This window comes from Pelagerythrobacter marensis (assembly GCF_036700095.1).
GTDB lineage: Bacteria > Pseudomonadota > Alphaproteobacteria > Sphingomonadales > Sphingomonadaceae > Pelagerythrobacter > Pelagerythrobacter marensis_A.
This window is the reverse complement of sequence record NZ_CP144918.1, coordinates 838094-850837: the sequence shown is the minus strand read 5'-3', so window position 1 is coordinate 850837 and position 12744 is coordinate 838094. Positions and strand designations below refer to the sequence as shown.

The window sequence follows — 12744 nt, the reverse complement described above, 5'->3', positions numbered from 1 at the left end:
CCCCCAGAGAGTAAGAGTTCGGCGGCTTTCGCCGTGACGGGTTTGGAGGTCGAGAGAGAGGCTCCCGGCCGGCCCGTCGCGGAGATTGACCCATGACGAACCTTGAAATCTTGGACGGCCGGCGTGACGCGAGCGGCGGTTACAAAGTCGATATTTCGCGCGGAGAGCGGATCGGCCGTGTCTCCTCAGAGTGGTTTTCGCGGCCGGATGACGAGCGTTATCTGTCTCTATCGGAGCTCCATGCCTCGGTGAAAAGCCGCGCCGAGCGCAGCCGCACGCGGACGGTGGAGAGCGCCGCGATCCGCGTCGAGGCGCATCGCGACGATCCGGAAAGCCTGGCGCTCATCCTGCCCAACGCCGATACTCCGGTCGCCCCGACCCATTGGAGCTTCGGCCAGCTCGCCAGCCTAGTCAGCGCACCGGCAGCCTATCTGCGCCAGCTTCCGGCGCCGCTTGCTGGCATCAATCTGCAATACGGGCTCACCTCGCACCGCGCCGAGCAGATCAAGACGCTGGAGACCGAAGACGGACGCACGGAGCTACGCGCCGTCACCGGCCCGGATTATGGCCGCATCTATGACCACGAACTCGTCGCCGCCGTGCAGAAGATCGCAGGCAATGGCACCGGCGATACGCGCTGGAAAGTGCCCGGCGCGCTCGACTGGTCGAGCGGCGTCTATAACCCGATGGTCGACATCACCAAGGACACGACAACGCTCTACGCCTCGGACCGCGACGTCCTTCTCTTCCTGGTCGACGATATGAACCCGATCGAAGCGGGCAAGCTGCCGGACGGATCGCCGGACCTCTATTTCCGGGGATTTTATTGCTGGAACTCGGAAGTCGGCGCCAAGACGCTCGGCATCGCCAGCTTTTATCTCCGCGCCGTCTGCCAGAACCGCAATCTCTGGGGCGTCGAAGACTTCCAGGAGATCAGCATCCGGCATTCCAAATACGCCGCCAACCGCTTCGCGCACGAGGCTGCGCCGGCGCTGACCCGCTTCGCCGACTCCTCGCCACACCCCTTCGTCGAAGGTATCCGTGCGGCGCGCGAGCGGATCGTCGCCCGCAGTGACGACGATCGCACCGACTTCTTGCGCAAGCGCGGGTTCTCCAAGGCGGAAACGGCCAGGATCGTCGAGACGGTTCTCGCCGAGGAAGGCCGCCCGCCGGAGTCCGTGTTCGACTTTGTGCAGGGCATCACTGCCGTGGCCCGGTCGAAGCCTCAGCAGGACGCCCGGCTCGATATGGAGGGCAAGGCGAAGAAACTCCTGGAGCGTGCGGCGTAGTCTGAAATCGGCGCTCTGTCTGTCTTCGGTCCGTCGCTTCCTGGAGAGGAAGAGGCGGGCCGGTTTTTTCGTGACGGGTTTGGAGGTCGAGAGAGAGGCTCCCGGCTGGCCCGTCGCGGAGAACTGACATGACAAAGTCTCAGAAAATCACTCTCAGCGCCTCGCGCGACATCCCCTTCAACAAGCTGGTGCTGAGCCAGTCCAATGTCCGGCGTGTGAAGGCCGGCGTCTCGATCGAGGAGCTGGCCGAAGATATCGCCCGGCGCACACTTCTGTCCTCGATCACGGTCCGGCCGGTGCTGGATGAGACTGGCGCGGAAACCGGCATGTTCGAGATCCCGGCCGGCGGACGCCGCTACCGGGCGCTCGAATTGCTGGTCAAGCAGAAGCGGCTCAATCGCACCGCGCCCGTGCCCTGTGTTCGCCTTCGATTTCGGCGGTTCGATCCGCTGCGCGACGGTTGCCTGCGGCGGTGACTGGCAGAATCTCGCCGGGGCGTTGGCGGAGGATGAGGCGGCGGTCCAGCTTCAGCCGCTGCGCAACATCGACGAGACGAGCGAGCGCGCCTGGGCGCAGGATTGGCTGTCCGACCTGATCGTGCGCGAAGGTGTCACTGTCGACCCCGTGGCGCGGGATCATCTCTGGTCGGCGCTGACCTCGCTCGCTTCGGCGCCCGTCGAGGAACGCACCCTGACAGGTCTTTCGGTCCTGTTGCAGTCGACCGAGCTCAAACAGGCGCTCGCGCCGTTCTGTCTGGGCGGCCCCTTTGGACGGTTGCTGGACGCCGAGACGGAAGAACTGGGAACAGCCGATTTTCAGGCGTTCGAGACCGAGGGACTGATCGGATCGGCCGCGACCCCCGCCGTGCTCGCCTACCTGTTTCACCGGATCGAGGAGCGTCTCGACGGACGCCCGAGCCTGATCATCGTCGACGAAGGCTGGCTCGCGCTCGATGACGGGACGTTCGGCGGTCAGCTCCGCGAATGGCTGAAGACGCTGAGAAAGAAGAACGCCTCCGTCCTCTTCGCCACCCAGTCGCTCGCCGACATCGACAATTCGGCTATCGCGCCTGCCATCGTCGAGAGCTGCCCCACCAGGGTTTTTCTGCCGAACGAACGCGCTTTCGAGCCGCAGATCGCCGAGATTTATCGGCGCTTCGGTCTCAACGAGCGCCAGATCGAGATCGTCGCGCGGGCCATGCCGAAGCGTGACTATTACTGCCAGTCGCGGCGGGGCAACCGGCTCTTCTCGCTCGGCCTCGGCGAGGTCGCGCTCGCCTTCACCGCGGCATCCTCCAAAACCGACCAGACCGCCATCACCGACATCCTCACCGAAAACGGGCGGGACGGCTTCGCCGCCGCCTGGCTCGCCCAGCTCGGACTCGACTGGGCCGTCGAACTGCTCGGCCCGGTCCCCGATCCAGATCCTTCATCTCAAACCCAGGAGAATACAAATGCGTAAGAAACTTGCCGCCCTCATGATGACCGGCGCCATCGCTTTCGCGCCGGTGCAACCGGCTCATGCACTGTTTGGCTTTGGCGACATCGTGTTCGATCCGTCAAACTATGCCGAGAACGTCCTGACCGCCGCGCGTACGCTCGAACAGATCAACAATCAGATCAAGCAGCTTCAGAACGAAGCGCAGATGTTGATCAATCAGGCGCGCAATCTTGCGAGCCTGCCGCATTCCTCGCTCACCCAGCTTCAGAACACGATCGCCCACACTCAGGATCTCCTGAACGAGGCGCAGAACATCGCCTATCAGGTCTCGGAGATCGAGACCGCTTTCAACGAACAGTATGGCGAGGCGGCTGCGAACGGCGATTTCGCCGACATGATCGCCAACGCCGAAGCGCGCTGGCGCACCTCCGTCGCCGGCTATGAAGATGCCCTGAAGGTTCAGGCGGGCGTCGTCGACAATATCGAAGGAACGCGCGCCGAGCTCAGCAATCTTGTTTCCCAGAGCCAGGGCGCAACCGGCGCCCTGCAGGCGGCGCAGGCGGGTAATCAGCTTCTCGCGCTGCAAAGTCAGCAGATGACGGATTTGACCGCCGCCATCGCCGCGCAGAACCGCGCGCAGGCGCTGGACGCGGCCCGAAGGGCCTCCGCCGAGGCTCAGGCCCGCGAGAACCTCTATCGCTTCCTCGACTATGGAAGCGGCTACCGGCCGACCATCGTCACCATGTTCCGGTAGGCCGATGCGCAACTCCCCCGACCATATTCTTCGGCACATCGCCTTCGGCCTCGGCGGCCTTGCGGCGCTCTTCGCAGCCGTCGAGTTGGCGACCACTGCCGCACCAGAAGCGCCAGTGGAGCCGTCAGCGGGCGATGATCCATTGCAAGAAGAGCTAGCGCGGTGCCGGACGATAACGCCGGAAAATCTGGATACCGATACAACCTGCCGCGCCGCTTGGACCGAGCATCGTCGCCGCTTCCTCGGTCTGCCTGCCGACCGAACCGAGGAGGATTAAAGGATGGAGGGCGTGGGCGTCATCGACCGGTTCCTCCAGGTCTTCACCTCCTACATAGACTCCGGCTTCGGCCTGCTCGGCGGCGATGTCGCGTTCCTCGCAACGACGCTGATCGCGATCGACGTGACGCTCGCCGCGCTCTTCTGGGCTTGGGGCGCAGACGACGACATCCTCGCCCGGCTCATCAAGAAGACGCTCTTCGTCGGCGTCTTCGCCTACATCATTGGCAACTGGAACGCGCTCGCCCGCATCGTATTCGAAAGCTTCGCGGGCCTCGGGCTGATCGCTTCGGGCGGCAGCCTGAGCGCCGGTGAACTTCTCCAGCCGGGCCGCATCGCCGAAATCGGGCTCGAAGCTGGCCGCCCCATCCTTGCGTCCATCGCCGACTTGATGGGCTTCGTGTCCTTCTTCGAGAATTTCCTACAGATCGTCATCCTGCTGTTCGCCTGGCTGGTCGTTCTCCTGTCCTTCTTCATTCTGGCGATCCAGCTCTTCGTCACCTTGATCGAGTTCAAGCTGGCGACACTGGCCGGCTTTATCCTCGTGCCCTTCGGTCTTTTCAACAAAACCGCCTTCATGGCCGAGCGCGTGCTCGGACTGGTGATCTCGTCGGGCGTCAAGGTGCTGGTGCTCGCCGTGATCATCGGCATCGGCTCGACCATCTTCGGCGAGTTCACGGCTGGCTTCACTGGCGAACCGACAATCGAGGACGCCATGGCGATCGTGCTCGCCGCGCTCTCCATGCTGGCGCTCGGCATTTTCGGCCCCGGCATCGCCAATGGGATCGTTTCTGGTGGTCCGCAACTCGGCGCTGGCGCCGCGGTCGGAACCGGTCTCGCCGCAGGCGGCATGGCAATGGGTGGCGTGGCGGGCGCAAAGCTTGCCGCCGGCGCGGCAGGCGCCGGGGCTCGTGGAACGGCGGCACTCGCCGGCGGGGCGTCGACCGCCTATCGCATGGGAAGCACCTCCGCAGGCGGCGGCGCTCCGGGTGTCGCAGCAGGCATAGCCAGTGTCGGAGAGGCCGGTGTCGCCGCCGCGACGAGTCCGCTCCGCCGCTCGATGAGCGAGAGCTACCGGTCCGGTTCGCGCGCTGCCTTCGAGGCCACCGGCGGCGGGTTCACCAACGCCCCCGAAAGGTCTGCGTCCGCGCCAGGATCACCAAGCGGGCCGCCTGCCTGGGCGCGCCGCATGAAACACCAGCAGACCCTTCACCACGGCGCCGCCGTCGCCACCCATGTCATTCGCTCCGGCGACCATAGCGGTGGCGGGACCGCCGTCAGCCTTTCGGAGAAATCATGATGTTCCGTCGTCCAAGCGTTCGCTATTCCAAGACACCCGAGCCCGTCACGCCCTATCAGAAAGCCGCCCAGGCCTGGGACGAACGGATCGGTTCGGCGCGCGTCCAGGCCAGGAACTGGCGGTTGATGGCGTTCGGGTCCTTGCTGCTGTCGGCCGGGCTCAGCGCAGCCTTGGCCTGGCAATCCATGCAAGGGACGATCACGCCCTATGTCGTCGAAGTGGATCGGCTCGGCGCGGCGCAAGCTGTGGCGCCCGCGACCGCAGACTACCGCCCGAAAGACCCGCAGATTGCCTATCACCTGTCGCGCTTTATCGAGAATGTGCGCCAGATCCCCGCCGATCCGATCGTGCTGCGCCAGAACTGGCTGCGCGCCTATGACTTCACCACCGACAGAGGGGCGGTCGCCCTCAACGACTATGCCCGCGTGAACGACCCCTTCGCCAAGGTCGGCGAAACGCAGATCTCGGTCGAGGTCTCCAGCGTCATCCGCGCTTCGGAGAGCAGTTTCCGCATTGCCTGGATCGAGCGCCGTTACACGAACGGGCAACTCGCTGCGACCGAGCGCTGGACCGCCATTCTCACCATCGTCCTGCAACAGCCGCGCGACGCCGAGCGCCTGCGCAAGAACCCGCTCGGCATTTTCGTCAACGCCATCAACTGGTCCCGGGAGACTGCCCAATGACAAGAACACGTTCGCCTCGCAAAGCCTCCATCGCCGTCCTTTTGGCCGCCACCACTTTGTCGGGATGCGCGACCTTCAAGCCGCCCGAAATCGCCTATGACGAACCCGCCATCGAAGCGACGCTTCTCCCGGAACCGGACCGTCCGGTGCGGATCGTCGAGCGAACCGAACCGCTGCCCCTTCCGGGACAGCTCAAGCCGGTTGATGGCGAAGAGGGAGAGCCGGAGCCCACCGATCCTGCCGAACGCGTGACCGAGGCGAACGCCGCCGCCCGAATGGAGCCGGTGCGCGACGGTTTCATCAATGCCGTCCAGCTCTATCCGTATAGCGAGGGTGCGCTTTATCAGGTCTATACCTCGCCAGGCCAGATCACCGACATCGCGCTTCAGCCTGGCGAGAAGCTGACCGGCTCCGGTCCCATCGCCGCCGGCGACACGGCACGCTGGATTATCGGCGATACGCAAAGCGGTTCGGGCGATTCCCAGCGCATCCATATCCTCGTCAAACCGACACGGCCCGATCTTCAGACCAATCTCGTCATCAATACGGATCGGCGGACCTATCATCTCGAACTGAGGGCGAATCCGTCCGCCTATATGGCGTCGGTCTCCTGGACCTATGCCGAGGACGCGCTGATCGCCCTCAGGCGACGTAATGCCGAGGCTGAGGCTGCTCTGCCGATCGAACGCGACGTCGCGCTCGACTCTCTGCGCTTCCGCTACCGGATCGAAGGCGACCGCGCGCCCTGGCGGCCGCGGCGCGCCTTCGATGACGGGCGGCAGGTCTTCATCGAGTTTCCGCGCGGAATCGGTCAGGGTGAGATGCCGCCACTTTTTGTCATTGGGCCCGAAGGCGAAGGCCAACTCGTCAACTACCGCATCCGCCGCAACTACATGATCGTCGACCGGCTCTTCGCCGCCGCCGAGCTGCGCCTCGGCGACGAACAGAAGCGGATACGGATCGTCCGCACCGATGGCGTGCGGCAGAGCGGAGCCGCACGCCATGCCTCCGGTGGAGGGCCCGAATGACCGAAAATACTGGGACGGGACCGGAGACCCGAGACGAAAAGGAAATCGCTGCATCGCTGAGACTGCGTGCTGACCCGCCGCGTGTCATGCGGCTCTCTCGCCGGACGCTCATGGTTCTGGGAACGGCTGGCGGTCTGGGACTCGGGGCCATCCTGATCGTCGCCTTGCAGGACCGCGATCCTGTTGTTGGTCCGCAAGAGCTCTATTCCACAGAGCGCATTCAGGAGGCTGAAGGCCTGTCGCGCCTGCCGGCGGATTACACGGATGTACCGCAGCTCGGCCCGCCGCTGCCTGGCGAGCTCGGACGGCCGATCCTGTCGGCTCAGCAGCGCGGTGTGCCGGTACGCTCGCCAGTGGTCACCACACCGGCTGCCGATCCGGAGGAACAGCGCCGCGCCCAGGAAATGGAAGCGGCTCGCCTCAGCCAACTCTTCGCCGAGGCCAACACCGCCGTTCGGGAACCGCCGCAAACCGCGCAAGTGGCTGCCGCTCCGCCCACCGCCGAGTCATTCTTTCCCGCCAATGCGGCTTCGGCCGCGCCGGACGCGACGGAACGGCGCGAGGCCTTTCTCGACGAACCTGTCGATCGCCGCACGACGAGTACCGACCGGCTTACCGATCCGCCGAGCCCGTATGTTGTCCAGGCCGGTGCGGTCATTCCCGCAGCGCTTGTTACCGGCCTTCGCTCCGATCTTCCCGGCCAGATCACCGCCCAGGTGACATCCCATGTATATGACAGCCCGACCGGGCGTTTCCTGCTGATCCCGCAGGGATCGCGCCTCATCGGCGAGTATGACAGCCGCGTCGCCTTCGGGCAGAGTCGGGTGCTTCTGGTATGGACGCGGCTGATCCTGCCCAATGGCCGCTCCATTACTCTTGAACGCCAGCCCGGCGCCGACGAAGCCGGTTACGCTGGTCTGGAAGACGGCGTCGATCATCACTGGGGCAGCTTGTTCATGGCGGCCGGTCTCGCCACCGTCCTCAATATCGGTGTGGAACTTGGCGCCGACAATGAGAGTGACATTGCCCGCGCCATTCGCGAGGGGACGCAAGACACAGTCGGCCGCGCCGGTGATGAGATCGTGCGCCGCCATATGTCTGTTCCACCGACGCTGACCATCCGCCCGGGTTTTCCCGTAAGGGTCATGGTCACGCGCGATCTGATCCTCGAACCTTATCGGAGCTGATCAATGACCAAGCTGAAACTGGGCGCCATACCTGACGACAAACCTGTCAAACTGAATATCGAACTGCCCGCAGATGTCCACCGGGACCTCGTAGCCTATGCTGACGTACTGGCTCGGGAAACCGGACAGAAGAACGAGCCGGCCAAACTCATCTCCCCAATGCTGGCACGGTTCATGGCGACCGATCGGGGATTTGCGAAGGCCAGGAAAGATCATCGGCGTCGCGAAGCGCCAAGGCGGTCGGAGCCGTAGATCGGAACGGTCAGTTTATCGGATGAACGCGCTTCCGGCATTGTCAGTCATTTAGAACACGCCACGCTCATTCCGATACTACCGCCCTTATACCGAATGCCGCACCCAGTCGGAACTACCTCTGCGTACGTGACCAGCAAGAACATGTGCCACACTGATGAAGCAGCGAAGAGCGGGGTTGTCGTTCTGAGTCGACCATACAGCGCTGAACTGGACGATCGAAGCTGACCCGCTCAATGGTCGCAGCACTATTTCGGGCAGTTGAACCGCCATCCAAGCACTCGATACAAGCGTGATGCCTTGTCCCAAAGCGACGAGGTGCAGGAGGGTCTCCTGAACAACCGCTCTGTAGACGACATTTGGCATCACGCCCAGACTGGCCGAGCGCCGAAGAATGAAGTCAGTGACGTCGGGCCCCGGTCCCATTCTGGAGACGATAAAAGTCTCTTCGAACAGGTCCGGCCAATCGACCTGCTTACGATCGGCAAGTCTGTGATCTGATGGAAGCGCTACGTGAATGCGTTCTTCCCACAAGACGACCGTGTCACACCCTTCGACGTCGCTTACACCCGCCAGAATCGCCACATCGACCCAGCGGCGCTGGACAGCGGTGATATGTTCATCACGGCGGCCATTCTGAATATCGACATCTATGTTCGGATGCTTTGAGAAATAGCTGGAGAGAAGCTCGCGCAGAAAGCCCGCGGCAAGCGAGGAAATTATGCCGACACGAACGATTCCAGTCTCTGCACGTCCAGCTTCTCCTGCTGACAGCGCCGCCAGGTCAAGGAGTTCGACCGCTGTTCGCGCTTCCTCCAGCAGTCGACGGCCTGCATCGGTCAAACACGCTCCCGTTCGACTCCGTTCGAAGATCGAGACGCCCAGTTGGTCTTCAAGCTGTCGGATCGCGCGGCTTATGGTTGATTGTTGTACGTTGTGCTTCGAAGCCGCCTTCCGAAAACTTCCCGTATCCGCCGCTGCTATGACATAGCGCAGGCGCAGGAGATCCATTGGGGAACGGCCGATCATGTTCGCACCTCACTAGGATCGCAAAGTTGCACAAGTTGCTTGCCGGTGTTCCGGCCATCGAACAGGCCCTGCAGAGCCGCAGGCGCGTTTTCGAGCCCTCCCAGAATATCCTCACGGTAGATCAGCCGACCCTCAGCAACCCATTTGGCGAGGTCGGCAACGGCGCCCGGAAAGCGCTCGACATAGTCCAGGAAAATAAACCCCTCCATGCGCGCCCGCTTGAAGGCGAGCTGCATGTAGTTGCTCGGGCCAACGCCATAGGCCGCTTCGCCATAGCCCGACGATATGCTCCCGCACAGAACGACGCGAGCGCCTGTCGCCAGATTGTCCAGCGCGTGTTCGAGCGTTATACCGCCGACATTGTCGAACACGATATCGATGCCGTCGGGGGCCAGGTTCCCGAGCCGGGCCGCGACGTCTTCCGATTTGTAGTCGATGCAGGCCTCGAAACCGGCGGCCTCCGTGACCCATCCACATTTGGCCGGGCCGCCCGCCGAACCGATCACGCGCGCGCCTTCGATCCGCGCGATCTGACCCGCGAGCGACCCCACGCTGCCCGCCGCCCCGCTAACGTATACCGTGTCGCCTTCAACCGGACGGCCGATATCCGTCATTCCGAAATAGGCCGTCAGCCCACTGACGCCGAAAACCGACAGCATGGCTTTGGGATCGAGCCCCTCGGGAATCCTGGTGAAACCGGCAAGGCCTTCGCTCCTGGCCACCGCATAGTCCTGCCAGCCAGTCTCGCCCGCGACCCAGTCGCCCACCGCAAATCTTTCGGACCTGGAGGCGATGACCTTGCCGACTCCGCTCCCCCGCATCACGTCGCCGACAGCGACCGGCGCGGCATAAGTCGCGGTCGGATTGAGCCATGTGCGTTGCGTCGGATCGATACCGAGCCAGACCACCCGCACCAAGGCCTCGTTCGCCGCAAGCGTGGGAACCGGCGCTTCGACCATCTCGAAGTGCGCGAATTCAACCGCCCCGGTGGGGCGCTCACGCAGGATGAGTTGACGATTGTACATCCTCTTGCCGATCCTCGTCGCTCTGACACTTGCGCTCGACCTGACCCGGACGACGAGATTGCCCGCCGAAGTCGACTTCGCGGTTACTGCAAGCGCGCTGAACTCAGGGGAAGTCGCGCTATTGTGAATTCAGAACGATCCGGTTGCCCTCGCTATCGCGGAATTCCGCGAAGGTCTGGCCAGGCGTCCAGGGCGCCTCCTGCGGCGGCGTGATAACTTCCACACCGGCTTTCTCCAGCCGGCTAATGACGCCTTCCACATCGGGGTCGATGAACACCATGGTCGGCTTGTCCGACGGTTGATCGTCCGCACGGTGCGCCAGGAACAGATGCGTTCTTTCTCCGTCGAAGCCGAGCTCCACCCAGCGCCAGCCATCACCGCCATAGTTGCGATCCGTTATCACGCTTGCGCCCAGATGTTTGGTGTAGAATTCAATTGCCCGGTCCTGATCGGAGACCGGTATTTCTGCGAATTTGATGTGCATGCTTTCCTCCTTCTGGTTCCTTCAACTCTCACCGGATGTAATAAAGGCTGGTTCGGCCAGTTGTCGCGCGTGATCGCGTAGGTCCTTGGGCCACCCTTTGGTCAGCGACAGAAACAGCGCCTTGTCGCCCGCGTAGAGCGCACGTGTCGCCTCCTCGAAGCCGGGCTCATTGCCACACATGATCAACATGAACCGGTCCGCGGCCGCCTGCGCCTGACGCACACCGGTCTGGTTCGGATCGTTTTTCCGTGCCGCCTCCACCAGCTTTCGAAGCGTCACCGAAGCGCCGCCGGGTTGTGCGGCCAGCCATTCCCAGTGCCGGGGCAGCAGCGTCACCTCGCGCGCCACGACGCCGAGCTTCGGGCGACCGCGCGACCGTTTGGCTTCTTTGGCCCCGCCGTTCTCACTGTCTGCGGCCAGCCGGGCTGCGACCTCCTCGTCACTGCCACGCAAATCGAAATCCACCATTCGGCCCGTTCGGTTGTCGAAAATGCGAATGGGGTCCTCATCGGACGCTGGCGAGGCAGCCTTCACCGCCAGCGCCACGTCCGCCGCCGAACCGGTGGCCAGCAATCGTTCGCCGACAAAGGCCGTATGGGTGTGTCGTTCAGTCATCTCTTTTTAATATCCGGGTATTATTGCAATTACAATAACACCCGGGTAAAAAGTCCGAGACTCTCATTTCGGGCCCCCACGATGCCCTCAACCGCCCTGCCAGGAATGTGCGCCGCCATGACAAAAACTCTTTCTTGCAAGTCGGGATTGGCCCTCGCGATGTTCTCGCTGCTCTTGTTCTGGCCTGGAGCGCATGCGTCCGAAGGCGATGCCCCAAGCGGCCTCCAAACCATCGTGGACGAGGCAATCCACCCGATCATGCAAAACCATGACGTGCCGGGCATGGCCGTCGCCATCACCGTCGGGGGAACGCGACACGTCTTCACCTATGGCGTCGCTTCGAGAGCGAGCGGACAGGCCGTCACCGAGAACACGCTTTTCGAGATCGGCTCGATCAGCAAGACGTTCACGGCGACCCTGGCCGCCTATGCGGAGGAGACCGGGGCGCTCTCGCTTTCCGACCCCGCGAGCGCGTATCTGCCGGGGCTTGCCGGCAGCAGCTTCGACAGCATCAGCCTCCTGGACCTCGGCACCTACGCGGCCGGCGGTCTCCCGCTCCAGGTTCCGGGCCACGTCACCGAAGAGAATTGGTCCGATTACTACAGGAACTGGCAACCGGAATACGCTCCCGGAACGCACCGGCGCTACTCGAATGCGAGCATAGGTTTGTTCGGGCATCTGGCGGCAAGAAGCATAGGTCAACCCTTCGACGAGCTGATGGAAGGGACGATTTTCCCGATGCTCGGGCTGAGCAATACATTTATCCACGTGCCGCAAAACAGGATGCGCGACTACGCCTACGGCTATTCGAAGGATGGTCGGCCCATTCGCGTGAACCCCGGCATCTGGGACGCCGAAGCCTATGGCGTGAAGACCTCCGCCGCAGACCTGATCCGGTTCGTCGAGATCAATATGAACCCCACGGGTTTGGACGCCGCACTGCAGCGCGCCGTCACGGCCACGCACACTGGATACTATACGGTCGACGGGATGGTTCAGGGGCTCGGTTGGGAGATGTATGCCTACCCGACGGAACGCGATCGGCTACTGGCGGGAAATTCACGTCAAATGGCGTTCGAAGCCCATGAAGTCGAACGGTTCGCGCCGCCGATGCCGCCTCGGGAAAATGTGTTCATCAACAAGACAGGCTCGACGAACGGCTTTGGAGCCTATGCTGCGTTCATCCCATCCCGCGACATTGGCATCGTGATCCTGGCCAACAGGAACTACCCCATACCCGAGCGCGTGTCGGCTGCTTACCGAATATTGTCGGCGTTGGCCGATCAGACCGATACGCCAAGTGCCGAATGAGGGGACACCCTTGCCATATCGGATGCGTCGGAAAAAGTTGACGCGTCGGAATATTCCGACATATTATGCTG

14 protein-coding genes and 2 pseudogenes are annotated in these 12744 nt (G+C 63.1%); 12 read left to right on the top strand and 4 right to left on the bottom strand.

Annotated features, from left to right (window positions below; genetic code table 11):
* Positions 1 to 92: 92 nt before the first annotated feature.
* The 10 genes and pseudogenes from V5F89_RS04035 to V5F89_RS03990 all read left to right on the top strand — a co-directional run bounded on the left by V5F89_RS04035 (position 93) and on the right by V5F89_RS03990 (position 8209).
* Positions 93 to 1289, top strand: a complete 1197-nt coding sequence (locus tag V5F89_RS04035; RefSeq protein WP_338446969.1) for a DUF932 domain-containing protein — start codon at positions 93 to 95, stop codon at positions 1287 to 1289.
* A 128-nt stretch (positions 1290 to 1417) separates the two neighbouring features.
* Positions 1418 to 1711: pseudogene (locus V5F89_RS04030) on the top strand (ParB/Srx family N-terminal domain-containing protein); the annotation flags it as partial.
* Positions 1707 to 2750 (top strand): annotated as a pseudogene (locus V5F89_RS04025) (conjugal transfer protein TrbE); the annotation flags it as partial. The pseudogenes V5F89_RS04030 and V5F89_RS04025, both read left to right, overlap by 5 nt.
* On the top strand, positions 2743 to 3483 hold the full coding sequence (gene trbJ, locus V5F89_RS04020; protein ID WP_338446968.1) for a P-type conjugative transfer protein TrbJ: 741 nt from the start codon (positions 2743 to 2745) through the stop codon (positions 3481 to 3483). The pseudogene V5F89_RS04025 and the gene trbJ, both read left to right, overlap by 8 nt.
* On the top strand, positions 3440 to 3760 hold the full coding sequence (trbK-alt, locus tag V5F89_RS04015; RefSeq protein WP_338446967.1) for a putative entry exclusion protein TrbK-alt: 321 nt from the start codon (positions 3440 to 3442) through the stop codon (positions 3758 to 3760). Before trbJ ends, trbK-alt begins: the two co-directional genes overlap by 44 nt.
* A gap of 3 nt (positions 3761 to 3763) precedes the next feature.
* Positions 3764 to 5059, top strand: a complete 1296-nt coding sequence (trbL, locus tag V5F89_RS04010) for a P-type conjugative transfer protein TrbL (RefSeq protein ID WP_338446966.1) — start codon at positions 3764 to 3766, stop codon at positions 5057 to 5059.
* Positions 5059 to 5742, top strand: coding sequence for a conjugal transfer protein TrbF (trbF, locus tag V5F89_RS04005; RefSeq protein WP_338447509.1), 684 nt, complete (start codon positions 5059 to 5061; stop codon positions 5740 to 5742). Before trbL ends, trbF begins: the two co-directional genes overlap by 1 nt.
* Entirely contained in the window at positions 5739 to 6770 is a 1032-nt protein-coding gene (trbG, locus tag V5F89_RS04000) for a P-type conjugative transfer protein TrbG (protein ID WP_338446965.1), read from the top strand. The genes trbF and trbG overlap by 4 nt, the downstream gene beginning before the upstream one ends.
* Positions 6767 to 7957 (top strand): TrbI/VirB10 family protein, encoded by a 1191-nt coding sequence (locus V5F89_RS03995; protein WP_338446964.1) that lies wholly within the window; start codon positions 6767 to 6769, stop codon positions 7955 to 7957. The genes trbG and V5F89_RS03995 overlap by 4 nt, the downstream gene beginning before the upstream one ends.
* Positions 7958 to 7960: 3 nt before the next feature.
* A complete protein-coding gene (locus V5F89_RS03990; RefSeq protein WP_338446963.1) occupies positions 7961 to 8209 on the top strand; it encodes a DUF2274 domain-containing protein in 249 nt (82 codons plus the stop codon).
* An 87-nt stretch (positions 8210 to 8296) separates the two neighbouring features.
* Here the strand turns inward: V5F89_RS03990 and V5F89_RS03985 are convergent, their stop codons facing one another.
* A complete protein-coding gene (locus V5F89_RS03985; RefSeq protein WP_338446962.1) occupies positions 8297 to 9238 on the bottom strand; it encodes a LysR family transcriptional regulator in 942 nt (313 codons plus the stop codon).
* Positions 9235 to 10263: an NADP-dependent oxidoreductase gene (locus V5F89_RS03980; RefSeq protein ID WP_338446961.1), complete on the bottom strand. Its 1029-nt coding sequence runs from the start codon at positions 10261 to 10263 to the stop codon at positions 9235 to 9237. Before V5F89_RS03980 ends, V5F89_RS03985 begins: the two co-directional genes overlap by 4 nt.
* Between V5F89_RS03980 and V5F89_RS03975 the strand changes: the two genes are divergently transcribed.
* Positions 10256 to 10390, top strand: coding sequence for a hypothetical protein (locus V5F89_RS03975; protein WP_338446960.1), 135 nt, complete (start codon positions 10256 to 10258; stop codon positions 10388 to 10390). The two genes, V5F89_RS03980 and V5F89_RS03975, sit on opposite strands and share 8 nt — an antisense overlap.
* Here V5F89_RS03975 and V5F89_RS03970 read toward each other — a convergent pair.
* Positions 10382 to 10747: a VOC family protein gene (locus V5F89_RS03970; RefSeq protein ID WP_338446959.1), complete on the bottom strand. Its 366-nt coding sequence runs from the start codon at positions 10745 to 10747 to the stop codon at positions 10382 to 10384. The genes V5F89_RS03975 and V5F89_RS03970 overlap by 9 nt on opposite strands.
* 21 nt (positions 10748 to 10768) lie before the next feature.
* On the bottom strand, positions 10769 to 11362 hold the full coding sequence (locus tag V5F89_RS03965; protein ID WP_338446958.1) for a DUF2239 family protein: 594 nt from the start codon (positions 11360 to 11362) through the stop codon (positions 10769 to 10771).
* A 117-nt stretch (positions 11363 to 11479) separates the two neighbouring features.
* On the opposite strand from V5F89_RS03965, the gene ampC reads away from it, so the two are divergent.
* Positions 11480 to 12673, top strand: coding sequence for a class C beta-lactamase (ampC, locus tag V5F89_RS03960; RefSeq protein WP_338446957.1), 1194 nt, complete (start codon positions 11480 to 11482; stop codon positions 12671 to 12673).
* Positions 12674 to 12744 lie beyond the last annotated feature (71 nt).

Excerpts from the sequence above, each read along its gene's own strand:
- V5F89_RS04035 (WP_338446969.1), top strand. The coding sequence starts at position 93 with ATGACGAACCTTGAAATCTTGGACGGCCGGCGTGACGCGAGCGGCGGT.
- trbJ (WP_338446968.1), top strand. The coding sequence starts at position 2,743 with ATGCGTAAGAAACTTGCCGCCCTCATGATGACCGGCGCCATCGCTTTC.
- trbK-alt (WP_338446967.1), top strand. The coding sequence starts at position 3,440 with ATGGAAGCGGCTACCGGCCGACCATCGTCACCATGTTCCGGTAGGCCG.
- trbL (WP_338446966.1), top strand. The coding sequence starts at position 3,764 with ATGGAGGGCGTGGGCGTCATCGACCGGTTCCTCCAGGTCTTCACCTCC.
- trbF (WP_338447509.1), top strand. The coding sequence starts at position 5,059 with ATGTTCCGTCGTCCAAGCGTTCGCTATTCCAAGACACCCGAGCCCGTC.
- trbG (WP_338446965.1), top strand. The coding sequence starts at position 5,739 with ATGACAAGAACACGTTCGCCTCGCAAAGCCTCCATCGCCGTCCTTTTG.
- V5F89_RS03995 (WP_338446964.1), top strand. The coding sequence starts at position 6,767 with ATGACCGAAAATACTGGGACGGGACCGGAGACCCGAGACGAAAAGGAA.
- V5F89_RS03990 (WP_338446963.1), top strand. The coding sequence starts at position 7,961 with ATGACCAAGCTGAAACTGGGCGCCATACCTGACGACAAACCTGTCAAA.
- V5F89_RS03985 (WP_338446962.1), bottom strand. The coding sequence starts at position 9,238 with ATGATCGGCCGTTCCCCAATGGATCTCCTGCGCCTGCGCTATGTCATA.
- V5F89_RS03980 (WP_338446961.1), bottom strand. The coding sequence starts at position 10,263 with ATGTACAATCGTCAACTCATCCTGCGTGAGCGCCCCACCGGGGCGGTT.
- V5F89_RS03970 (WP_338446959.1), bottom strand. The coding sequence starts at position 10,747 with ATGCACATCAAATTCGCAGAAATACCGGTCTCCGATCAGGACCGGGCA.
- V5F89_RS03965 (WP_338446958.1), bottom strand. The coding sequence starts at position 11,362 with ATGACTGAACGACACACCCATACGGCCTTTGTCGGCGAACGATTGCTG.
- ampC (WP_338446957.1), top strand. The coding sequence starts at position 11,480 with ATGACAAAAACTCTTTCTTGCAAGTCGGGATTGGCCCTCGCGATGTTC.